Here is a 19,983-nt window from a genome sequence, read left to right on the forward strand (position 1 = left end):
GTCCCGCAGGCCGAGATCCTGCGCGACATGCTCAAGGACTGGGGGCTGGCGCTCGACCTGGTGCTGGAGCTCGTGGTCGACGACGACGAGGTGGTCCGCCGCCTCGCCGGCCGTCGCACGTGCAGCCAGTGCGGCCGCATCTGGCACGTGGAGTTCGACGACAAGAAGGACGACCGGTGCGACGTCTGCGGCGGCGCGCTGTTCCAGCGTGACGACGACAAGGAGGAGACCATCAGGCACCGCCTGGAGGTCTACCAGGAGCAGACGTCACCCCTCATCGCCTACTACGCCGACGAGGGCATCCTGGTCGGTGTCGACGCGACCGGCCCGGTCGAGGAGGTCACCGAGCGTGCCATGGAGGCGATCCGCCCTTTCACGGGATAGCTCTGCTGACGGACTGACGAGGTGGCACGAGATTTCTTCGTGCCACCTCGCGGCTATTGTGGGGGGAATTGGGCTCCCGCGTCCGCTCGTTGCCAACCCTAGGGGTGCCGAAACGTGTTCAAGAAGAACAGGCATGGAATTCAGATCAAGTCGGCGGAGCAGCTGGAGAAGATGCGCTCGGCCGGTCTCGTCGTCGGGCGCACGCTGGACCTGCTGAAGCGCTCGGTCGAGCCGGGCATGACGCCGCTCGACCTCGACGTCATCGCCGAGAAGGCGATCAGGGAAGAGGGCGCGGTCCCGTCGTTCAAGGGCTACCAGGGCTTTCCCGCGACGATCTGCGCGTCGGTCAACGAGGAGGTCGTGCACGGGATCCCGACCAAGGCCCGCAAGCTGCGTGAGGGCGACATCATCTCGATCGACTGCGGCGCCATCCTCGACGGGTGGCACGGCGACTCGGCCGTGACGGTTCCCGTGGGGGAGGTGGCCCCGGAGCTCACGGAGCTGATGCGGATCACCGAGGAGGCCATGTGGTGCGGCATCGCCGCGCTCACTCCCGGCCGCCACCTGTCCGACATCGGCTACGAGATCGAGCGCTACGTCCGGTCGCAGGGCCGATTCGGCATCCCGCCGGAGTACGGCGGCCACGGCATCGGCACCGAGATGCACATGGATCCGTGGATCGCCAACCACGGCCGGCCGGGCAAGGGCCCGCTGCTGGAGGAGGGCATGTGCCTGGCCATCGAGCCGATGGTCAACCTCGGCACGCCCCGGACCCGCGTGCTGGCCGACGACTGGACCGTCATCACCATCGACGGCAAGCAGTCCGCGCACTTCGAACACAGCGTCGCCGTGACACATAATGGACCTTGGGTGCTTACCGCTCTAGACGGGGGCGAATCGCGCCTGGCGCAGCCGCACAACTGACCGGGAGTGGTGGGATGGCACAGAGCCCCGAAATGCGTGCTTCCGATGCCGATCGCGACCGGGTGGCCGCAGTGCTCCGCGAGCACACCGCCCAGGGCCGGATCACCATGGAGGAGTTCAACGAGCGGCTGGAACACCTCTACCAGAGCAAGACCTACGGCGAGCTCCAGCGGCTGACCTCGGACCTGCCCGACGTGGACCTGCGCCACCGGCAGCTCGCCAAGAAGACCGACAAGGCGGCGGCCAAGCAGGCCAAGGCGCACGCCGGCATGCGGGCCGCGTGGGCCTCATGGGCGATGGCCAGCTCCGTGAACTGGGTCATCTGGCTGATCGTCAGCGTGACGGCCGAGCACGTCATCTATCCGTGGCCGTTGTGGGTCATGGGCCCGTGGGGTGTGATCCTGCTGATGAGCACGATCTTCGGGTCCGGGGGATCTTCGAAGAAGCGCTGAAGTGTGCACTAGTGCACTCTGCGTATTCCTTCACAGATCGGACAATCGAATCTTCCTAACGTGAGTCGCATCGAGAAGCACCGACTCACCGGAGGAAGACATGCAGAAGCTCATCGCGGCGGCCACCCTCGCCGGCTCCCTCGCCACCGGGCTCGCCCTGGCCGCCCCCGCCGCCCAGGCGGCCACCACCACCGCCACGGCCGGCGCGGCCCGGAGCGCCCCGGTCCACAAGTGGGGCACGTTCTACTCCAAGAGCCACAGGGCCCAGAGCTACGGCTACACCTGGAAGTCCGGTGGCCGGGTCTACACCAAGTGGTACGGCAAGGAGTCCACGCCCAAGTCCGGCTGGATCTGGTTCCGGTACGAGGTCAAGGGCGGGGGCGGCGGCAAGTTCGTCCGCCAGTGGGACGGCTCGCGCAGTGAGACCTGGTCGAAGAAGGGGCTCGCCCGGGTCTACACGTACACCTGCTGGGGCGGCAAGTTCAACGACTGCGGCAAGGTCTACCGCATCTACTGATGCTCCACCGCATTCCACGGGCGCGGTCACCACGGGCGGCCATCACGGGGGCGGTCACCACGGGGGCGGCCACCACGGGCGTCGCCTTCGGCACCACCTCGCACGTCGTCCGGGCTCCCGCGGCTCCGGCTCCGAGGCCCGCCGGCATCCCGCCGGCGGGCCTCACGCATGCCAAGGGCGTGCTCACGGAAGGGGCGCGGCCGCCGGGGTGGGTCACGCGCTCTTGGGTGTGGGGTAAACTGTCTCGTGGTTGTGTCAGGACACCTGGCACGCGTTTCGCGTTTTAGGCTCAGGTGTCGTACACTCCTTAGTCGGCTCACTATGACTATCACGCGTCGGCGGTCCTTGCCGGCCGTCGCTCTCTTCGAAGCGTGAAGTCGCGGCTGCTTAGTGAACCGGAGCCTCAGACGATCGATCAGTGAAACGCGAGGGATTTTGGCCAAGAAAGACGGCGCCATCGAGATTGAGGGCACTGTGGTTGAGTCGCTCCCGAACGCCATGTTCCGGGTGCAGCTCGACAACGGCCATAAGGTCCTGGCCCACATCAGCGGACGGATGCGGATGCACTACATCCGAATCCTCCCCGACGACCGGGTGGTCGTGGAACTGAGCCCCTACGACCTCAGTCGTGGGCGGATCGTCTACCGATACAAGTGAAGACGTCTGAGGAACACGAAGGACAATGAAGGTAAAGCCGAGCGTCAAGAAGATCTGCGACAAGTGCAAGGTGATCCGCCGGCACGGTCGCGTCATGGTGATCTGCGACAACCTGCGCCACAAGCAGCGTCAGGGCTAGTCGCCGCAAAGGCTTCTCCGAGTCCGCCCCGATTTCAGGGAGCGGGCTCGACGCATGAGAAGCCTGGGACTGTAGTAACGCTTCACACCTGAGCAGGCGGCGTGCCGCCCCGAGGCTTCGGCTCCGGGACGTGCACGGAAGGCCGGACCACTCAGGAGACCCCCGGTCGGAGGCCGGGGCCCTCACCCCGGGCATGGGGAGGGGAGATGAGGCGTAAGACCTCCGCCACCACGAAGGAGAATGCCCGACCATGGCCCGCCTGGTTGGCGTCGACCTCCCCCGCGAAAAGCGGCTGGAGATCGCTCTCACCTACATTTACGGAATCGGCCGCACCCGCGCCCAGGAGATCCTCGAGGCGACCGGTGTCAGCGGCGACCTCCGGGTCCACCAGCTCAGCGACAACGAGCTCGTCCCGATGCGTGACTACATCGAGGCGAACTTCAAGATCGAGGGTGACCTGCGTCGCGAGGTCCAGGCCGACATCCGTCGCAAGATCGAAATCGGTTGCTACCAGGGCATCCGGCACCGCAAGGGCCTGCCCGTCCACGGCCAGCGCACCCAGACCAACGCGCGCACCCGCAAGGGCAAGAAGAAGACCGTGGCCGGCAAGAAGAAGCCCGGTAAGAAGTAGTCCTCGCAGCCGCGGGACCGAACACCTCAGGAGTGAAGGCAAAGGATGCCTCCTAAGAGCCGTCAGGGTGCGCCCAAGAAGGTGCGCCGCAAGGAAAAGAAGAACGTCGCTCACGGGCACGCCCACATCAAGAGCACGTTCAACAACACGATCGTCTCGATCACGGACCCCAACGGGAACGTGATCTCCTGGGCCAGCGCCGGCCACGTGGGTTTCAAGGGCTCCCGTAAGTCCACCCCGTTCGCCGCCCAGATGGCTGCCGAGAACGCCGCTCGCCGCGCCATGGAGCACGGCATGCGCAAGGTCGACGTCTTCGTGAAGGGCCCCGGCTCCGGTCGCGAGACCGCGATCCGCTCCCTCCAGGCCACCGGCCTCGAGGTGGGTTCGATCCAGGACGTCACCCCGGTGCCGCACAACGGCTGCCGTCCGCCGAAGCGCCGCCGCGTCTGATCCCCAGGAGATATTGAGAAATGGCTCGTTACACGGGCGCGGACTGCAAGCTCTGCCGTCGCGAGAAGACCAAGCTCTTCCTCAAGGGCAGCAAGTGCGAGTCCGCCAAGTGCCCCATCGAGATTCGCCCTTACCCGCCGGGTGAGCACGGTCGCGGACGTCCCAAGGAGTCCGAGTACCAGCTTCAGCTTCGCGAGAAGCAGAAGACCCGCCGGATCTACGGCGTCCTCGAGAAGCAGTTCCGCAACTACTACGAGGAAGCCGCGGGCAAGAGCGGCAAGTCGGGTGAGGTTCTCCTCCAGATCCTGGAGAGCCGCCTCGACAACGTGGTGTACCGCGCCGGGTTCGCCCAGTCGCGTGACGCCGCCCGCCAGCAGGTCCGCCACGGCCACATCCTGGTCAACGGCAAGAAGGTCGACATCCCGTCGTACCGCGTGCGCGAGCACGACATCATCGAGGTGCGCGAGACCAAGCGCAACCTTCTGCCGTACGAGGTGGCTCGCGCCACCGCCGGCGACCGCACCGTCCCGGCCTGGCTGGGCGTCGTGCCGGAGAAGCTCCGCGTCCTGGTTCACCAGCTGCCCGTCCGGCAGCAGATCGACACCCAGGTCCAGGAGCAGTTGATCGTCGAGTACTACTCCAAGTAGCAACTCGTCTGCCTGATGGCGTACGGCTCGCCCGTACGCCATTTAGGCTGTATAGCGGAGTGGCGTCATATAGCGGTCGCCACACGACAAGGGGAGAACCCGCATGCTGATCGCTCAGCGCCCGACTCTTCTCGAAGAGTCGATCGACGAGACCCGGTCCCGGTTCATCATCGAGCCGCTGGAGCCGGGCTTCGGCTACACCATCGGAAACTCGCTCCGCCGCACGCTGCTGTCGTCCATTCCGGGCGCGGCCGTGACGAGCATCCGGATCGAGGGCGTGCTGCACGAGTTCTCGACCGTTCCCGGGGTCAAGGAAGACGTCACCGACATCATCCTCAACCTCAAGGAGCTGGTCGTCTCCTCCGAGCACGACGAGCCGGTCGTGATGTACCTGCGCAAGCAGGGCCCGGGTGAGGTCACCGCCGCCGACATCGCGCCTCCGGCCGGTGTCGAGGTGCACAACCCCGAGCTGCGCATCGCCACGCTGAACGGCAAGGCGAAGCTGGAGATGGAGCTGACCGTCGAGCGCGGTCGCGGCTACGTCTCCGCCGCGCAGAACAAGCAGCCCGGCCAGGAGATCGGTCGCATCCCGATCGACTCCATCTACTCGCCGGTGCTCAAGGTCACCTACAAGGTCGAGGCGACCCGAGTCGAGCAGCGCACCGACTTCGACCGCCTGATCCTCGACGTCGAGACCAAGCCGGCCATGAAGCCCCGCGACGCGGTGGCCTCCGCCGGTAAGACCCTCGTCGAGCTGTTCGGCCTGGCCCGTGAGCTCAACGTCGAGGCCGAGGGCATCGACATCGGCCCGTCGCCCACCGACGCCGCTCTGGCGGCCGACCTGGCGCTGCCGATCGAGGAGCTCAACCTGACCGTCCGGTCCTACAACTGCCTCAAGCGCGAGGGCATCCACACCGTGGGTGAGCTGGTCGCGCGCAGCGAGCAGGACCTGCTGGACATAAGGAATTTCGGCGCCAAGTCGATCGAAGAGGTCAAGCAGAAGCTGCACGAGATGTCGCTGGCGCTCAAGGACTCCCCGCCCGGGTTCGACCCGAGCGCGGTGGCCGGCGCCGGTTACGACGACGACGACAGCGCGTACGTCGAGACCGAGCAGTACTGAACCATCGCGAGGGCTCTTCCTCGCGAACCCTCGCGCCGGGCGGCCCAGCCGCCTGGCGCGGGCGACGATAACGGATCGCATCGAACGACTGCGACCGGCCCGACTCCGGTACCTGGCACGGCCGGGGCGGGTTAACTCACAAGGAGATCCCCATGCCCAAGCCCACCAAGGGTGCACGTCTTGGCGGCAGCCCGGCGCACGAGAAGCTGATCCTGGCCAACCTGGCCACGGACCTGTTCCGCCACGGCAAGATCCGCACCACGGTCGCCAAGGCCAAGCGCCTTCGCCCGGTGGCGGAGCGCCTGATCACCAAGGCGAAGAAGGGCGACATCCACAACCGTCGCCAGGTCCTCGCGGTCGTCAAGGACAAGGGCGTCGTCCACCACCTGTTCACGGATCTCGCGACCACGTTCGCCGAGCGTCCGGGCGGCTACACCCGCATCACCAAGGTGGGTCCGCGCAAGGGTGACAACGCTCCGATGGCTGTCATCGAGCTGGTGACCGAGCCGCTGAACCCGGTTCGCGTCTCCCGCGCCGCCGCTCCGGCCGCCGCCGCGGCGCCGGCGCAGGCCGAGGAGAACGAGGCTCCGGCTGAGGCGACCGAGGCTCCGGCCGCTGAGGCAGCGGCCGCCGACGAGGCGCCCGCCGCTCAGGCTGACGAGGCTGACGCCTCGGCCGAGGCGAAGAAGGACGAGGCCTGATCTTTCAGGTCCCAGGCGTCGCGGGCCCGGCCCCCTCACGGGGTGCCGGGCCCGTTTCGCGTTCTGTGGTGGTTTTCGCTGTGGTGGTTTTCGTTGTGCTGGCATCTGCCGTGCTGATGCACGGCTCTGGGAGGTAGCTCGTGGTACGGCTCCGCCTCGACCTCGGGTACGACGGCACCGACTTCTCCGGCTGGGCCCGCCAGCCGGGCCGGCGTACCGTGCAGGGCGAGATCGAGCAGGCGCTCGGCCGGATCCTGCGGCTGGAGGAGCCGCCCGCGCTCACGGTGGCGGGGCGGACGGACGCCGGTGTCCATGCCCGGCATCAGGTGGCGCACGTCGACGTCGCGGTGGGAGCGCTGTCCGAGCTCGACCGCAACCGCCGCGCGTCCGCCTCACCGGAGGAGCAGCCCTCCGCCGGCGCGGCCCCGGAGGACTTGCCGCTGGACGTCGATGAGCGGCTCGCTACGCTCGTGCGACGGCTGGCGGGGGTACTGGCGCGGGATGTACGGGTTCATCGCGTCTCGGTGGCTCCTGAGGGCTTTGACGCCCGGTTCTCCGCGCTGTCCCGGCGGTACGCGTACCGGGTGAGCGACGCGCCCGGAGGGGGCGACCCGTTGCGGCGCCGGGAGGTCGTGTGGCACAACCGCCCGCTCGACCTCGACGGCATGAACATCGCCGCCGAGCGGCTGCTGGGCGAGCACGACTTCGCGGCGTTCTGCAAGAAGCGCGAGGGCGCCACCACGATCCGCGAGCTGCAACGGCTGCAGTGGGCGCGTCAGGACGACGGGCTGCTGGTGGCGACCGTGGTGGCCGACGCGTTCTGCCATTCGATGGTGCGGGCGTTGGTGGGGGCGCTGCTGGCCGTGGGCGACGGCCGGCGGCCGATCCCGTGGCCGGCCCAGGTGCTGGCGGGGGCCGTACGGGACAGCGGGGTGCACGTCGCGCCCGCGCACGGCCTGTGCCTGGAGGAGGTCGGCTACCCGCCGGCGGAAGAGCTGGCGGTACGCGCCGCCGCGACGCGACGCGTCCGCTCCCTCTGACCTCCGCCACGTCCTTGGCGTGCGTGTTGCCGGGGTGCGTTCACCGGGTCAGTCGTTGGAGATGCGGCGCTCCAGGACGAGCGACATCTCGTCGCGGAAGGCGTCGCTGACCTTGCCCAGCGTCCGGTCCTTCGCCGCCGGGGTGTGACCGTCGGCGTAGGTGGCGTAACTGAACACGATGTACCGACCCCAGACCAGGCCGGCCGCGTACCCGCCCGCGATGTCGACGCGCTCCCCGCCCGAGCCGGCGGGACCGGGCAGGGCGCGGAACCAGAGGTTGCGGGCGAGGTTCTTGGCCTGGTCGGCCCGCATGGCGGCGTCCTTGGTGGGAAGCACCGCGATGCCGCTGGTCACCGCGTAGCGGCGCTTGCTGTCCACGTACGTCGCCCGCAGCACCCTGCTGCACTTCTGGTCGTGCAGCGCCTCGGCGAACGGCCCCGCGGCGGCCTTGCGGCAGTCGCCCTCCATGTCGGTCACGACCCGTGAGAACGCGGCGCCGGCCGCGTCCACCTTCTTCTCCGGGAACGCCTCGGTCAGCGACAGCTTGCGCTTGTCCGTCACCTCGGAGTCGAGCACGGCCGCCGCCGGGGCACTCGACGGAGCGCCGGCCGTGGGGGACACGGCCGAGGGCGCGGACGCGGACGGCGCGTGGGCGGTGGTGGGCGCCGTCGGCTGCCGGGTGGCCGCCGTGGGCGGGGGCGCGCTCAGCGACTTGTAGGCGAAGAAGCCGCCGGTGGCCACGCCTCCGAGGACGACCACGCCGAGAACGGCCAGGACGGCCCGCCTGGCCTTGTTCGGCTGGGCGGCCGGCGGGGTGGGGGCGGCCGGTGGCTGCTTGAACGCGCCCATCGGGTGACCGCCGACGCCGCCCGGGGGCGGGGTGGGCAGGTCGAACGCGGCGGGCGAGAGGGGGGAGCGGGGCGGCGGGGTGCTCGGTTTGCCCCAGATCTCGCGGCTGAAGGGCAGCTCGGGAAGTTGCTCCTCCTGACGCTGCTCCTCCGTCTGGGGAGGGGGCGGCCAGGCACCGGACTGACGCCCGGCCTGGGGGCCGTTGGCACCGACCGGACCTGGCCCGGTCTGTCCGGGCCCGACCGGACCTGGCCCGTTCTGTCCGGGCCCGACCGGGCCTGGCCCGTTCTGCCCGGGAGGGTTCTGTCCCGGGGCGGCGTGGGGCGGAGTGGTCTGGCCGGGCACGGGGTGACCAGGCGGGGCCTGGCCGGGGGCGCTGTGGCCGGCGGGGTGGGGGGCCGTGGGCCGGCCCGGGTTCGGCGGACCGGCCATGGGCCGACCGGGGGCGGGGTGGGGGGCCGTGGGCTGGCCCGGGTTCGAGGGGCCGGGCGCGGGCCGGCCGTTCGGGGGGTGAGCGGCGGTGGGCTGACCCGGGACGGCGGAAGCGGCGCTCTGGTGGGGTGCGGTCGCGTCCTGCTGTGGTGCGCCCGGTGAGGTGGCGGCCGGGTGAGGGGCGCCTGGTGTCGCGGTGGCCGGGTGGGGCGTGCCTCCCTGGGACGTGCCCGTCTGCGGCGCGCCCACGTGGGCGGTGCCTCCCTGGGCCACGCCCGTCTGGGGAGCATCTTCCCGGGATGTGCTCGCTTGAGGCGTGCCCTGGTGAGGTGTGCCGGTGTGGGCGGGAGTGGTCGGCTGTGGGGCGGTGGGCCCCTGGGCGTGGGGATGGGCCTCGGCGGGCGGCCAGACCGGGACGTCGCTGGGCTCAGGAGGGCGTGCGCCGTGCGGGTGCTCAGGGGAGCCGCTGGGTGCGGCGGGCTGGGGGCCGGTCGGGGCATGCTGCTGGGCGTGCGGTGACGTGCCGGGGGCCGTGGCCGGGCGGGGCAGGTGCGGAACGGTGTCTCCGGGGCCGGACCACTGTGCCCCGGCGGGGAGGGTGTCGTTCGCGTGGGGTGCGGGCCGGCCCGCACCGGTGGCGCCCGAGGCCGGCGGCTGTGCGGCGGCGCGGGGTGGGCGGCCCGTCTCGATGGGATGGGAGGCGGTCGAGTCGGCATCGAGTACGTCAGGCAGTGTGGCGTTGGGGTCGAAGCCGTGCGGAGGCGGGGTGTGCGCGGTCTCGGGTCCCGGTGCCTGGTGAGGACCTGCGGTGTGGTGGGCGGATCCGTACGGGGCCGCCGAGGGGGACGGGAACGCGTGGGGCGCCGTGGTGTTGGGGTCGGCGTGCGTCCTGGCGTCCGGGGCCAGGTGGTCCGTGGTGAGGGCCGCGTCGCTGTCCAGGCCGGGGACGGGCTCGCCCGTGGCGGCGGGCCACGGGGGCATGGCGGGCGGGTCGGCGACGGGTGCGGGCCACACCTGCATGCCCGCGGCTGCGGCCGTGAAGGCGGGCGGCGGCTCCCAGGGCGGCGCGCCGGGCACCACCGGGCCGGCGGCCCACGGCGGGGGCTGCTCGGGCGAGCCGGTCGGTGGCGCCGGCGGGAAAGCCTGTCCCGGGGGCTCGGCGGCGGCTTGGGCGGCGGGCACGTGCCAGGGGCCCGGCTCGGGAGGAGGCCAAGGAGCGGACGGGTCGGTCGCCCACGAGTCCGGCTCTGGCGAGGCCCACGGCGTGGCGGCGTCGGCCGGTGCGGGCCCCTGCGTGGATCCGGTGTGTCCTTGCGGAGATCCGGTGGGCCCTTGCGGAGATCCGGTGGGCCCTTGCGGGGGCCCGGCGTTCCCCTGCGCGGACCCGGTGTCCCCCTGCGGCAGGTGGGAGATGGTCGCGTGGGTGTACGGGGCGTCCGCGTACCAGTCGTACGGCGCGGCGTCTCGCCCCGGCACCTCCCACGGCTGCGCGTCCGCCGGGAGGCCGCTGCCGCCCTGGCCCGGTGTGGCCGCGTGCTCGCCGCTGCCGTACGACATGCCGTACGACGACGTGCCGTGGGGTGACGTGCCGTACGGCGGCATGTCCTGGGGCGACGTGCCGTACAGCGGCATGTCCTGTTCGGGCGGTGGTGCGGGCGCGGACGGGGGCACGGGCGGCGGGCCCCAGGTGTACGGGGGACGCTCGCGCCCCGTCACGTCGGACGGCTCGGCGGAGGGCGGAGCGGACGGCGGCGGGGCATGTCGCTCAGCGGGCCGGCCGAAGCTCGGCGGTGGCGTCGCCGGTGCCGCCGCGCCGTCGGCGTCTCCACGATCGTGCTCAGACCCAGGTTCCTGGCCACGCATAAGGGCGAGCCTAGCGAGACTCGGAAGATCGTCATGGCGGTATGGGCGTTCCCGGCGGCATCAGGTGAGTGCTTTGTGACCTTGTTGGGTGAAAGGAGCGATTTAGGCGGGGTGGCCGGTCAGCGAGCGCGTGTCGAGTGCCTTGAAGACGGTCGCCTTGGCGATCTCGTCGGCCGTCCGCATGATCGCCTTCTGGCTCTTCTTGTCGGGTTTGCTGCCGTCCTTGTTCTGGAACCAGATCATGACCGCGTAGTGGCCGTGCGTCCACACCTGGGCGCCGCCGCTGCCGGAGCCGACGAGCTTGGTGACCGCGTCCTTGCCGGGCAGCGGCTTGACGTAGTTGGTGTCGCTGCCGGCGGAGGCGACCTTGGTGGCGTTCTTGCCGGTCTTGAGGTTGGCCACGCCGACCGTGCCGATGACCTTGCCGGCCTTGTCGCGGAAGCTGGCGCGGATGAGCTGGGTGCACTTGCCGGCCGTCAGCGCCTTCTGCAGCTTGCTGCCGAGCGCGCCGTCACCGCACTTCTTGAGCTTGCTGGTGACGGTCATCTCGTACGAGCGGCCGGACACGGCGAACTTCTTGCTCGGGAACAGCTCCTTGACCGTGAGCGGATCCGGGTCGGTGGCCCGCTGGGCCGCGTACCCGTACTTGCCGGGGGGCGCGGACGGCAGCGGGGCGGAGGTGCGGCGCGGGGCGGTGGCGGCGGAATCGGAGCTCCCGGCCTTCCACATCATGGTCAGACCGACCACGAGCACGGCCAGCACCGCGACGCCGCCGAGCGTGAACCACAGCGGGCCGCGCGACTTCTTGCCCTCGGCGTACGGGCTCCACGTCTCGCGCCGCTCGGGGCGGGCCTCCTCGGCGACCGGCGCCTTCTGCGGGCGATCCTGGTACGGCGGACGGGCGAAGGCGCTGGGCTCGGGGGCGGGGGAGGCCCCGGTCTCGGGGGCGTCGTCACGCTTCCTGCGGAAGCGGCTGGCGATGCGCTGGGTGCTGCTCTCGCTGTCGTCGGGGAAACCCATGCGGGCGAGATTACCGCGAGGCTGTCAGGAATATCCGAAGTCCTGGGTCCACCACGGGCCGCCGGCGCCGGACACCACGCCGACGCCGATGGCGCGGATGCGGCAGTTGAGGATGTTCTGGCGGTGGTCACGGCTGTCGAGCCAGCCCTGCACAGCCTCCTCCGGGGAGGCGTAGCCGCGGCCGATGTTCTCGGCGGCGCCGGCCCGGTATCCGGCCCGCTCCATGCGGTCCCACGGGGACCCGCCGTCGGGCGACTCGTGGACGAGGCGGCTGTACTTCGCCATCTCCATCGAGTGGGCGCGGGCTGAGCGGGTCAGCCTGGCGTCGACGCGCAACGGGCCGCAGCCGCGCTTGAGGCGGGCGGAGTTCGTGAGGCTGACGACCTTGGCCGCCATGGCCGGCGAGAGCTGCAGGACCTCCTCGCCGAGGACGCGCGTCGGGTCACCGGCGGTGTAGCCGGGGATGAGGTCACCGGTCGGCGTCCTGGTGGGCTGGACCCGGCTGCGCCCGCGGGGGAGCGCGGTGGCCGTCGTGGTCGCCCGCGCGATCCGGTCGGCGCGGGGCCGCGCCGGCTTGGGCGTCGGCGTCGCCTTGGGGGTGAGGGGCGGGGCGGTCTCGCTGAGGTAGATGTGGCCGGTCGGCTCGGCGCCGTCGCTCATCCGGCCCAGCAGCACTCCCGTGAAGAACAGCGCGGCCATGAGGCAGACCAGCACGCCCAGGTGACTCCGGCGCCGTGCGCTCCGCTGGGTGTGCCGGGTGTGAGAGCTCTGCCACATACGGCCACCAACGATAGAGATGTCGGCTCATGGTAAAGAAGGGATTGCCGGGAACCGAAATAGAACCGTTCTGTGGTCGGGTAGACTCGTGCGAGGTTACCGGTCTTTTGACCTGCGCCCCCTGGGGCGGGTAGCCTAATCGTTCGTTGTGTGCATAGGTCCAGCGTGACCGATGCGCGGCGCGTCCGGCGTCATCTCCCATCTATGTGGAGACGGAAGGTCCGGGCCGTCGTGTGCCCGCACCGACCGAACCCAGCGCTGTCGCATCCGGCAGCGCGCCGAAGACGCGAGCATAAAGAAGGCTACGACCGTGCGCACGTACTCACCGAAGCCCGCCGACGTCCAGCGTCAGTGGTACGTCATCGACGCGACCGATGTCGTGCTGGGCCGGCTGGCCAGCCACGTCGCGATCCTGCTCCGCGGCAAGCACAAGCCGATCTTTGCCAACCACGTCGACACCGGTGACTTCGTCATCGTCATCAACGCCGACAAGATCGCGCTCACCGGCAACAAGCGTGAGCAGAAGAAGGCTTACCGCCACTCGGGCTACCCGGGCGGTCTGCGTTCCGTCAGCTATGGCGAGCTCATGGACAAGCGGCCGGACAAGGCGGTCGAGAAGGCCGTCAGGGGCATGCTGCCGAAGAACTCCCTCGGCCGGCAGATGGCCAAGAAGCTGAAGGTCTACGCGGGGTCCGAGCACCCGCACCAGGCCCAGCAGCCGGTGCCGTTCGAGATCACCCAGATCGCCCAGTAGCACTTCAAAAGAGTTAGAGGAGAACCGTGGCTGAGCCCACCGGTGTCGAGACGGCCGTCGAGGCCGAGGTGGAAGACTTCTCCAGCGAGGAGTTCCCTTCCGAGTACACCACCGAGTCCGCTGCCAGCGCTGACGCCCCCGTGCGCAAGCCCGTCACCACGGGCAACTCGTACGGCACCGGCCGCCGTAAGGAGGCGATCGCCCGCGTGCGCATCGTCCCCGGCACCGGCAAGTGGACGATCAACGGGCGTTCTCTGGACGTCTACTTCCCCAACAAGGTCCACCAGCAGATCGTCAACGAGCCCTTCGTGGTGCTCGGCGCCGAGGACGCGTTCGACGTCATCGCGCGCATCGACGGCGGTGGCGTGACCGGCCAGGCCGGCGCCCTGCGCATGGGCCTGTCCCGCGCGCTGTCGATCCTGGACGTCGAGGTCAACCGGCCCCCGCTGAAGAAGGCTGGCTTCCTCACCCGTGACGCCCGCGCCACGGAGCGGAAGAAGTACGGCCTCAAGAAGGCCCGCAAGGCTCCGCAGTACAGCAAGCGCTGAGTTGGCGCGCCTTTTCGGCACCGACGGGGTCCGTGGGGTCGCGGGGCGCGACCTCACGGCGGAGCTCGCCATGGACCTTTCGGTCGCGGCGGCTCATGTCCTCGGCGATGCGGGCGCGTTCGCCGCTACCGGACGTCGTCCGATAGCGGTCGTGGGCCGGGACCCGCGTGCCTCGGGGGAGTTCCTCGAGGCCGCTGTGGTCGCCGGCCTGGCGTCGTCCGGAGTGGATGTGCTGCGCCTCGGCGTGCTGCCCACCCCGGCCGTCGCCCACCTCACCGCGGCACTCGGCGCCGACCTCGGCGTCATGCTGTCGGCCTCGCACAACCCCGCGCCGGACAACGGCATCAAGTTCCTGGCCCGGGGCGGCTTCAAGCTGTCCGACTCGGTCGAGGACGAGATCGAGCGGCGGCTCGGCGAGGACTGGAGCTTCCCCGTCGGCTCGGCCGTCGGCCGGGTGCGTGACGCCTACGGTGAGGCCGACCGGTACATCACCCATGTGCTGGCCACGATGCGGGGCGGGCTCGACGGCCTGCGCGTCGTCGTGGACTGCGCCCACGGGGCCGCGCACATGGTGGCGCCGGAGGCGCTGCTGCGGGCCGGCGCCCAGGTGGAGGCGATCGGGGCGCGCCCCGACGGTCTCAACATCAACGACGGCCACGGCTCCACCCATCTGGACAAGCTCCAGCAGGTGGTGATCTCGCGCGGCGCCGACGTCGGCATCGCCTACGACGGCGACGCCGACCGCTGCCTCGCGGTGGACCACACCGGCGCGGTCGTCGACGGCGACCAGATCATGGCGATCCTCGCGGCCGCCATGCGTGCCGAGGGGACGCTGGCCAAGGACACCGTGGTCGCGACCGTGATGTCCAACCTGGGGTTCAAGCTGGCCATGCGCGAGGCGGGCATCACCGTGGTGGAGACCGCGGTGGGCGACCGTTACGTGCTGGAACGCATGAAGACCGACGGCTACAACTTCGGCGGCGAGCAGTCCGGCCATGTGATCATGCTGGACCACGCCACCACGGGTGACGGGCTGCTGACGTCGTTGCATCTGCTGGCGGTGGTGGCGTCCTCGGGCAAGCCGCTGCGCGAGCTGGCCTCGATCATGACGCCGATGCCGCAGGTGCTCATCAACGTCAAGGACGTCGACAAGGCCAAGGCCAAGGCGGCCGAGCTCGTGTCGGCGGTCGCCGACGCGGAGGCCGAGCTGGGTGACACCGGCCGGGTCCTGATCCGGCCGAGCGGCACCGAGCCGATGATCCGCGTGATGGTCGAGGCCTCCTCGGAGGATCAGGCCACCAAGGTGGCCGAGCGTCTCGCCGACGTGGTCCGGGTGGTCTGCGCCTGATCCGGACGGCAAGGCAGCAGAAAGGGGTACGGCATGCGCCGTACCCCTTTCTCGTGGTTGAGGCCGCTCACTCGTCGCCGGTGAGGGAGAAGACGCGCAGCCGCTGCCCCGCCCACAGGACCGCCAGCACCGTGACGATCACCAGGGCCGGTACGGCGAAGCCGAGCGTCACGTCGGCCCTGAGGAACGGCGAGGTGGAGATCTGGTCGGCGATCGACTGGCCCCACTGCTGGACCGAGAACTTGCGGGCACCGGGGACGAAGCCGCCCACCAACCCCTCCCAGACCAGGGCGTAGACGACGCCGATCGTCACCGCGTGGCGCGTCACCACGCCGAGCAGCAGGAAGACCGCCGCGTACGCGATGCCCGCCACCAGCGTGCCCACGGCGAACCCGGACGCGATCCCGTCCTCGTTGCCCACGAGCAGCCAGGCCGCGACGTAGGTCGGCACCGAGGCGAACAGCGCCAGCAGCGACGCCGCGACGAGGAACTTGGTCCGGGCGATGGCCGGGCGGGAGATCGGCTTGGACATCAGGTGGATGATCGTGCCGTCGTCGATCTCGGGGGCGATCACTCCGGTGCCGGCGATGAGGCCGAGCAGCGGCAGCATGGTGCCGATGGCGAAGTTCTGCATCAGCAGCATGGCCGAGCGCTGGTCGTCGCTGCCGGCCAGGCGCAGCAGCACGGCCAGGGCCAGGAGCGCCAGGGGCAACAGCAGAAGCAGCACGATCCGCCGCCGCCCCAGCAGCGCCCGGTACGTGATACCTGCGACCACGGTGTTCATGGCCTCACTCCGTTCGGCGGCTCGGTCGCTGGTATCCCTCGCGGGTTCATTCAGGTGCTCCGGTTGATCAGGTAGGAGAAGACGCTTTCGAGGTCCTCGTCGGCGGGGGAGACCTCGTGCAGGCGGATGCCCTCGGCGCGGGCTACCAGGGGCAGGAGGCGGGCGAAGCCGCGGAACTCCACGGCCCGCACCTCCAGCCCGTCGGAGCCGAGGGAGACGCCGCCGGCCGAGTCGTCGCGCATCAGGGCCGCGGCCAGCCGCCGGTCGTCGCTGCTGCGGATGCGGAACAGGTGCGGCCGGTCCGTCATCAGCCGCCGGATCTCGCGGAAGTCGCCGGAGGCGGCGTGCCGGCCTGCGACCAGTACCTCGATGTGCTGGGCCACCCGCTCGACCTCCTCCAGGATGTGGGAGCTGAACAGGATGGTCTTGCCGGCGGCGCCCATCGAGCGGATCAGGTCCATGAGGTGCAGCCGCTGGCGCGGGTCCATGCCGTTGAACGGCTCGTCGAGCAGCAGCACGGGCGGGTCGTGGACGAGGGCGGCGGCCACCTTGACGCGCTGGCGCATGCCCTTGGAGTACGTCTCGACGCGCCGGTCCTTGGGCTCCTCCATCTCGACCGTGGCCAGCGCCTTGCGGGCGGCTTCGACGGGGTCGGGCAGGCCGTGGAGGCGGGCGGCCGACAGCACGAACTGCCAGCCGGTCAGGAAGCCGTACACGCCCTCCCGCTCCGGGACGAGACCGATATTTCGGTAGATCTGGTGGTTCTTGAAGACGCGGGTGCCGTCCAGGGTGACCGTGCCGCTCGACGGGGCGAGGAACCCCGCCATCATGTGCAGCAGCGTCGACTTGCCCGCCCCGTTGGGACCGAGCAGCCCGGTGACCCCGGGCTTGATGGTCATGGTCACGTCGTTGACCGCGACGACATTGCCGTACCAGCGCGAGACCTGCGCCAGCTCGATGTTCACCGCGAGGCCGCCTTCCGGTAGCGGAGCGCGAGGGCCGCCGCCGCGGCGGCGATGAGCAGGACCACGATGACGAAGGACACAGGGCCGCCGGGATAGCCGCCCTCCGAGTTCGGCGTCGTGCCGAACAGCCACACCTGGACGGCGTCCACCAGCCAGAACGGGTTGATCAGCCAGGCCCACCGGGCGGCGTCGTCGTTGCCGGCCGACAGCAGCGTGCCGTACAGGATCGGCACGGACGCCGAGGCGAGCAGGTAGACGGCGATGACCGAGGCGACGCCGAGCCCGCGCCGCGGCGTCAGCGAGGCGATCGCCAGGCCGAAGGCCGCCAGCAGCAGTGCGAGCAGCAGCCCGGTGGCCATGGCGCCCGCGTACTCCTTGGTGCGCGGCGCCCCGGGCAGGTCCACGAGCAGCTCGCCCAGGAACATGACCGTCATCGGCACCGCGAGCAGCGCGTAGAGGGCGAGGGTCATCGCGACGACCTTGGCGCCCACGTACTCGGTGATCGTGACCGGGCGCGACAGGTAGAGCGGCAGGACCCGGAAGCGCAGGTCGGGGGCCACGACCGTGGGCGCCTGCGCGGCCAGGAAGATGGCCAGCACGGCCTGCATGTAGACCGCGAAGCCGCTGTAGCTCATGCCGCGCTGCCGCAGCAGCGCCATCATCGCGATCGACACGACGGCAGGCAGCACCATGATGGCCGCCAGCGCGAACGGCACGATCTTGCCGCGCGCCGGGCGGCCGAGGCCGAAGACGCCGCGCAGGCTGTGGACGGTGAGCGCCAGCGTGGTGTGGCCGCGGCCGAGCCGGGGGCCGTCGTAGTGGCGGTATCCGATGTCGTAGATCTCAGACACCGGCGGCCTCCTTGAAGACGTCCTCGATGCGGTGCCGGCCGCGTTCGAGCCGGATGAGGCAGAGGCCGAGGTCGGCGGTCGCGTCGCGGATCGCGTCCAGCGTCTCGGGGCCGGACACCTCCACCAGGAGCATCCGGCCGTGGGGCGCGACGCCGTGGCCCAGCTCGGTCAGCCGGTCGGCCAGGGCCTGGGTGCCCTCGTCGACCTCGACCGTGACGCTGCGCGTCGCCTGGGTGAACTCGCCGATCGCGGACGAGCGCAGCAGCCGCCCGGCGTCGATGACGATCACGTGGTCGCACACCCGCTCCAGCTCGCCCAGCAGGTGGGAGGTGACCAGCACGCTGATGCCGAACTCGGTGCCGATGCGCCGGATCAGGGCGAGCATCTCGTCGCGTCCGCGCGGGTCGAGGCCGTTGGTCGGCTCGTCCAGGAGGATGAGCTTGGGGTCGTGGACGAGCGCCTGGGCGAGCTTGACGCGCTGCTTCATGCCGGTGGAGTAGCCGCCGACGGCGCGGTAGCGCTCCTCGGCCAGCCCGACGTGGCGCAGCACGTCGGCGGCCCGCTCGCGGGCGGCCGTGCGGGGGAGCCCGGACATCCGGGCGAGGTGGACGACCAGCTCGGTGGCGGAGACGTCGGGCGGCAGGCATTCGTGCTCGGGCATGTAGCCGACGAGCCGCCGGATGTCGGCCCCCTGCGTCGCGACGTCGAGGCCGAGCACGTGGGCGCCGCCGGCCGTGGGCGGGAGCAGCCCCAGCAGGATCTTGATCAGCGTCGACTTGCCCGCCCCGTTGGCCCCGACCAGGCCGGTGACTCCGGGTCCGGCGGTGACGGTCAGCCCGTCGAGCGCCGTGACGGTCGGGAAGCGTTTGGTCAGCCCCTCGGTGTCGAGGATGTGCATGATCGGGACACTACCCGCCGCCCTGCTGCCGCCGCATCGGCCGTACGGAGGACGCGCGTCCTACTTGAGGCCAGAATCTGTGCTGCACCACGAGGGTGGCGGTGCCCGCGATCACCATGCCGGCGACGTTCACCGACAGCTGCGAGACCGAGCCCGCGACCTCGGGCCAGTCGCCGAGCGCGATCGCCACGGCCGCGTAGCCCGCGGCGGGCACGGTGGTCACCGAGATGAAGACGCCGATGAGCGCCGACGACTTGCCCGCCGTGACGGACAGCACCCCCGCCACGCCCGCGAGCAGCGCCACGATGAACGACCACCGGTCCGGCTTGACGATGAACTGCACCTCGCTGTTGCCGCGCAGATGCGACGGATCGATCCAGCCGAGCCCGCGCGAGACGAGCGCGCAGGCGACCGTCACGGCGATGGCGATGGCGAAGCCCACCACCAGGGTCCTGCAGGCGCCGGCGATCAGGTGCCAGCGCCCGCGCAGCAGCCCGAAGCAGATGGCCGCGATCGCGCCGAACTCGGGACCGAGGACCATCGCGCCGACGATCAGGATGATCGACTTCTGTAGCACGCCGATGGCGGCGATCTGCGTGGCGATCGCCAGGAAGGCGAGGTACGCCCAGGTGATGCGGGATTCGGCGTGGACGCGCTGCGCCAGCTCCTCCCAGATGACCGCGTCGTCCGGGTCGCCCGGCGCCTCCGCCACCGCCTCGTCGGCGACCTTGGAGATCGTGAGCTGGATGTTCTCGGCGGCGATCGACCCCTCCTCGCGCAGCCAGCCGAGGTCGCTGATCACCTCGTTGGCCGACTCGCGCGCCACGTCGGCGAGCACGACGTCGCCCTTGGGCGTCCGGGCGGCGTCGGGCAGGACGATGATGTTGGTCGCGCCGGTGCACCTCTCCAGCACCGCCGTCACCTCGGCGGTGCGGGAGGAGGGGCTGATCAGTCGCAGGTGGAGCATCGGGCCATTCTCGCGGTAGTCGAAGCCGGGTAGTCGGAGCCGGGTAGCGGAGCCGGGAGGTCAGGTGCGGCGCAGGCGCACCCGCCGGACGGAGTGCTGGGCGTCCTTGTGGAGGACGAGGTCGGCGCGGCCCCGGGTGGGGGCGATGTTCTCGACGAGGTTGCGCTCGTTGATGTCGCGCCAGACGTTGACGGCGAACTTCGTGGCCTCGTCGTGCGACAGCTCGGCGATGTGCCGGAAGTACGACTTGGGGTCCTCGAAGGCG

The 19,983-nt window shown here is 70.6% G+C and carries 23 protein-coding genes and 1 pseudogene; 15 read left to right on the top strand and 9 right to left on the bottom strand.

What is annotated here, in order from left to right:
• The 12 genes from ABZS51_RS38300 to truA form a co-directional block, all read left to right on the top strand.
• The coding region (locus tag ABZS51_RS38300) for a nucleoside monophosphate kinase (RefSeq protein WP_355451956.1) at window positions 1–384 on the top strand (384 nt) is incomplete at its 5' end.
• A gap of 114 nt (window positions 385–498) precedes the next feature.
• Complete coding sequence (gene map, locus ABZS51_RS38305) at window positions 499–1,308, top strand: type I methionyl aminopeptidase (RefSeq protein WP_355451959.1); 810 nt, start codon at window positions 499–501, stop codon at window positions 1,306–1,308.
• Window positions 1,309–1,340: 32 nt separating this feature from the next.
• Window positions 1,341–1,760, top strand: a complete 420-nt coding sequence (locus ABZS51_RS38310; RefSeq protein WP_355451962.1) for a DUF1707 domain-containing protein — start codon at window positions 1,341–1,343, stop codon at window positions 1,758–1,760.
• 100 nt (window positions 1,761–1,860) lie between these two features.
• On the top strand, window positions 1,861–2,277 hold the full coding sequence (locus tag ABZS51_RS38315) for a hypothetical protein (protein ID WP_355451965.1): 417 nt from the start codon (window positions 1,861–1,863) through the stop codon (window positions 2,275–2,277).
• A 435-nt stretch (window positions 2,278–2,712) separates the two neighbouring features.
• Window positions 2,713–2,934, top strand: a complete 222-nt coding sequence (gene infA / locus ABZS51_RS38320) for a translation initiation factor IF-1 (protein WP_012887858.1) — start codon at window positions 2,713–2,715, stop codon at window positions 2,932–2,934.
• A gap of 25 nt (window positions 2,935–2,959) precedes the next feature.
• Window positions 2,960–3,073: a 50S ribosomal protein L36 gene (gene rpmJ / locus ABZS51_RS38325; RefSeq protein WP_003956441.1), complete on the top strand. Its 114-nt coding sequence runs from the start codon at window positions 2,960–2,962 to the stop codon at window positions 3,071–3,073.
• Window positions 3,074–3,323: 250 nt separating this feature from the next.
• A complete protein-coding gene (rpsM, locus tag ABZS51_RS38330) occupies window positions 3,324–3,704 on the top strand; it encodes a 30S ribosomal protein S13 (protein WP_310708501.1) in 381 nt (126 codons plus the stop codon).
• 45 nt (window positions 3,705–3,749) lie between these two features.
• On the top strand, window positions 3,750–4,154 hold the full coding sequence (gene rpsK / locus ABZS51_RS38335) for a 30S ribosomal protein S11 (protein ID WP_020542285.1): 405 nt from the start codon (window positions 3,750–3,752) through the stop codon (window positions 4,152–4,154).
• A gap of 20 nt (window positions 4,155–4,174) precedes the next feature.
• Window positions 4,175–4,801 carry a 30S ribosomal protein S4 gene (gene rpsD, locus ABZS51_RS38340; RefSeq protein ID WP_310708500.1) on the top strand — a complete coding sequence of 209 codons (627 nt, stop codon included), beginning with the start codon at window positions 4,175–4,177 and terminating at the stop codon, window positions 4,799–4,801.
• 103 nt (window positions 4,802–4,904) lie between these two features.
• The gene (locus ABZS51_RS38345) at window positions 4,905–5,921 is read left to right on the top strand and encodes a DNA-directed RNA polymerase subunit alpha (RefSeq protein ID WP_310708499.1); all 1,017 of its coding nucleotides are present in this window, start codon (window positions 4,905–4,907) and stop codon (window positions 5,919–5,921) included.
• Between the two features lie 152 nt (window positions 5,922–6,073).
• Window positions 6,074–6,622, top strand: a complete 549-nt coding sequence (rplQ, locus tag ABZS51_RS38350; protein WP_310708498.1) for a 50S ribosomal protein L17 — start codon at window positions 6,074–6,076, stop codon at window positions 6,620–6,622.
• Window positions 6,623–6,762: 140 nt separating this feature from the next.
• The gene (gene truA, locus ABZS51_RS38355) at window positions 6,763–7,662 is read left to right on the top strand and encodes a tRNA pseudouridine(38-40) synthase TruA (RefSeq protein ID WP_355451970.1); all 900 of its coding nucleotides are present in this window, start codon (window positions 6,763–6,765) and stop codon (window positions 7,660–7,662) included.
• 48 nt (window positions 7,663–7,710) lie between these two features.
• On the opposite strand, the gene ABZS51_RS38360 is transcribed toward truA, so the two are convergent.
• From ABZS51_RS38360 to ABZS51_RS38370, 3 genes are all read right to left on the bottom strand, one after another.
• Window positions 7,711–10,659 carry a hypothetical protein gene (locus ABZS51_RS38360; RefSeq protein ID WP_355451973.1) on the bottom strand — a complete coding sequence of 983 codons (2,949 nt, stop codon included), beginning with the start codon at window positions 10,657–10,659 and terminating at the stop codon, window positions 7,711–7,713.
• A 249-nt stretch (window positions 10,660–10,908) separates the two neighbouring features.
• Window positions 10,909–11,826 carry a hypothetical protein gene (locus tag ABZS51_RS38365; protein WP_355451976.1) on the bottom strand — a complete coding sequence of 306 codons (918 nt, stop codon included), beginning with the start codon at window positions 11,824–11,826 and terminating at the stop codon, window positions 10,909–10,911.
• A 24-nt stretch (window positions 11,827–11,850) separates the two neighbouring features.
• Window positions 11,851–12,603: a CAP domain-containing protein gene (locus ABZS51_RS38370; RefSeq protein WP_355451979.1), complete on the bottom strand. Its 753-nt coding sequence runs from the start codon at window positions 12,601–12,603 to the stop codon at window positions 11,851–11,853.
• A gap of 310 nt (window positions 12,604–12,913) precedes the next feature.
• Between ABZS51_RS38370 and rplM the strand changes: the two genes are divergently transcribed.
• The 3 genes from rplM to glmM are packed head-to-tail and all read left to right on the top strand — an operon-like array spanning window position 12,914 to window position 15,253.
• Complete coding sequence (gene rplM, locus ABZS51_RS38375) at window positions 12,914–13,357, top strand: 50S ribosomal protein L13 (RefSeq protein WP_310708493.1); 444 nt, start codon at window positions 12,914–12,916, stop codon at window positions 13,355–13,357.
• 26 nt (window positions 13,358–13,383) lie between these two features.
• A complete protein-coding gene (gene rpsI, locus ABZS51_RS38380) occupies window positions 13,384–13,905 on the top strand; it encodes a 30S ribosomal protein S9 (RefSeq protein ID WP_310708492.1) in 522 nt (173 codons plus the stop codon).
• Between the two features lies 1 nt (window position 13,906).
• Entirely contained in the window at window positions 13,907–15,253 is a 1,347-nt protein-coding gene (gene glmM, locus ABZS51_RS38385; RefSeq protein ID WP_355451983.1) for a phosphoglucosamine mutase, read from the top strand.
• Window positions 15,254–15,320: 67 nt separating this feature from the next.
• Here glmM and ABZS51_RS38390 read toward each other — a convergent pair whose 3' ends face one another.
• From ABZS51_RS38390 to ABZS51_RS38415, 6 genes and pseudogenes are all read right to left on the bottom strand, one after another.
• A complete protein-coding gene (locus tag ABZS51_RS38390; RefSeq protein ID WP_355451986.1) occupies window positions 15,321–16,037 on the bottom strand; it encodes an ABC transporter permease subunit in 717 nt (238 codons plus the stop codon).
• A gap of 50 nt (window positions 16,038–16,087) precedes the next feature.
• Window positions 16,088–17,002 (bottom strand): ABC transporter ATP-binding protein, encoded by a 915-nt coding sequence (locus ABZS51_RS38395; protein WP_310708489.1) that lies wholly within the window; start codon window positions 17,000–17,002, stop codon window positions 16,088–16,090.
• Window positions 16,999–17,853 (bottom strand): ABC transporter permease, encoded by an 855-nt coding sequence (locus ABZS51_RS38400; RefSeq protein ID WP_355451989.1) that lies wholly within the window; start codon window positions 17,851–17,853, stop codon window positions 16,999–17,001. The genes ABZS51_RS38395 and ABZS51_RS38400 overlap by 4 nt, the downstream gene beginning before the upstream one ends.
• Window positions 17,846–18,751, bottom strand: a complete 906-nt coding sequence (locus ABZS51_RS38405; RefSeq protein ID WP_355451992.1) for an ABC transporter ATP-binding protein — start codon at window positions 18,749–18,751, stop codon at window positions 17,846–17,848. Before ABZS51_RS38405 ends, ABZS51_RS38400 begins: the two co-directional genes overlap by 8 nt.
• Before the next feature lie 10 nt (window positions 18,752–18,761).
• On the bottom strand, window positions 18,762–19,718 hold the full coding sequence (locus ABZS51_RS38410) for a DUF389 domain-containing protein (RefSeq protein ID WP_355451995.1): 957 nt from the start codon (window positions 19,716–19,718) through the stop codon (window positions 18,762–18,764).
• A gap of 60 nt (window positions 19,719–19,778) precedes the next feature.
• A pseudogene (locus tag ABZS51_RS38415) lies at window positions 19,779–19,983 on the bottom strand (type I pantothenate kinase); the annotation flags it as partial.

The organism is Nonomuraea sp. NPDC005501, from assembly GCF_040605905.1.
Lineage (GTDB): Bacteria > Actinomycetota > Actinomycetes > Streptosporangiales > Streptosporangiaceae > Nonomuraea.

Coding starts and splice junctions, on each gene's coding strand:
- ABZS51_RS38310 (WP_355451962.1), top strand. CDS start 1,341: ATGCGTGCTTCCGATGCCGATCGCGACCGGGTGGCCGCAGTGCTCCGC.
- ABZS51_RS38315 (WP_355451965.1), top strand. CDS start 1,861: ATGCAGAAGCTCATCGCGGCGGCCACCCTCGCCGGCTCCCTCGCCACC.
- rpmJ (WP_003956441.1), top strand. CDS start 2,960: ATGAAGGTAAAGCCGAGCGTCAAGAAGATCTGCGACAAGTGCAAGGTG.
- rpsM (WP_310708501.1), top strand. CDS start 3,324: ATGGCCCGCCTGGTTGGCGTCGACCTCCCCCGCGAAAAGCGGCTGGAG.
- rpsK (WP_020542285.1), top strand. CDS start 3,750: ATGCCTCCTAAGAGCCGTCAGGGTGCGCCCAAGAAGGTGCGCCGCAAG.
- rpsD (WP_310708500.1), top strand. CDS start 4,175: ATGGCTCGTTACACGGGCGCGGACTGCAAGCTCTGCCGTCGCGAGAAG.
- ABZS51_RS38345 (WP_310708499.1), top strand. CDS start 4,905: ATGCTGATCGCTCAGCGCCCGACTCTTCTCGAAGAGTCGATCGACGAG.
- rplQ (WP_310708498.1), top strand. CDS start 6,074: ATGCCCAAGCCCACCAAGGGTGCACGTCTTGGCGGCAGCCCGGCGCAC.
- ABZS51_RS38365 (WP_355451976.1), bottom strand. CDS start 11,826: ATGGGTTTCCCCGACGACAGCGAGAGCAGCACCCAGCGCATCGCCAGC.
- ABZS51_RS38370 (WP_355451979.1), bottom strand. CDS start 12,603: ATGTGGCAGAGCTCTCACACCCGGCACACCCAGCGGAGCGCACGGCGC.
- ABZS51_RS38390 (WP_355451986.1), bottom strand. CDS start 16,037: ATGAACACCGTGGTCGCAGGTATCACGTACCGGGCGCTGCTGGGGCGG.
- ABZS51_RS38405 (WP_355451992.1), bottom strand. CDS start 18,751: ATGCACATCCTCGACACCGAGGGGCTGACCAAACGCTTCCCGACCGTC.
- ABZS51_RS38410 (WP_355451995.1), bottom strand. CDS start 19,718: ATGCTCCACCTGCGACTGATCAGCCCCTCCTCCCGCACCGCCGAGGTG.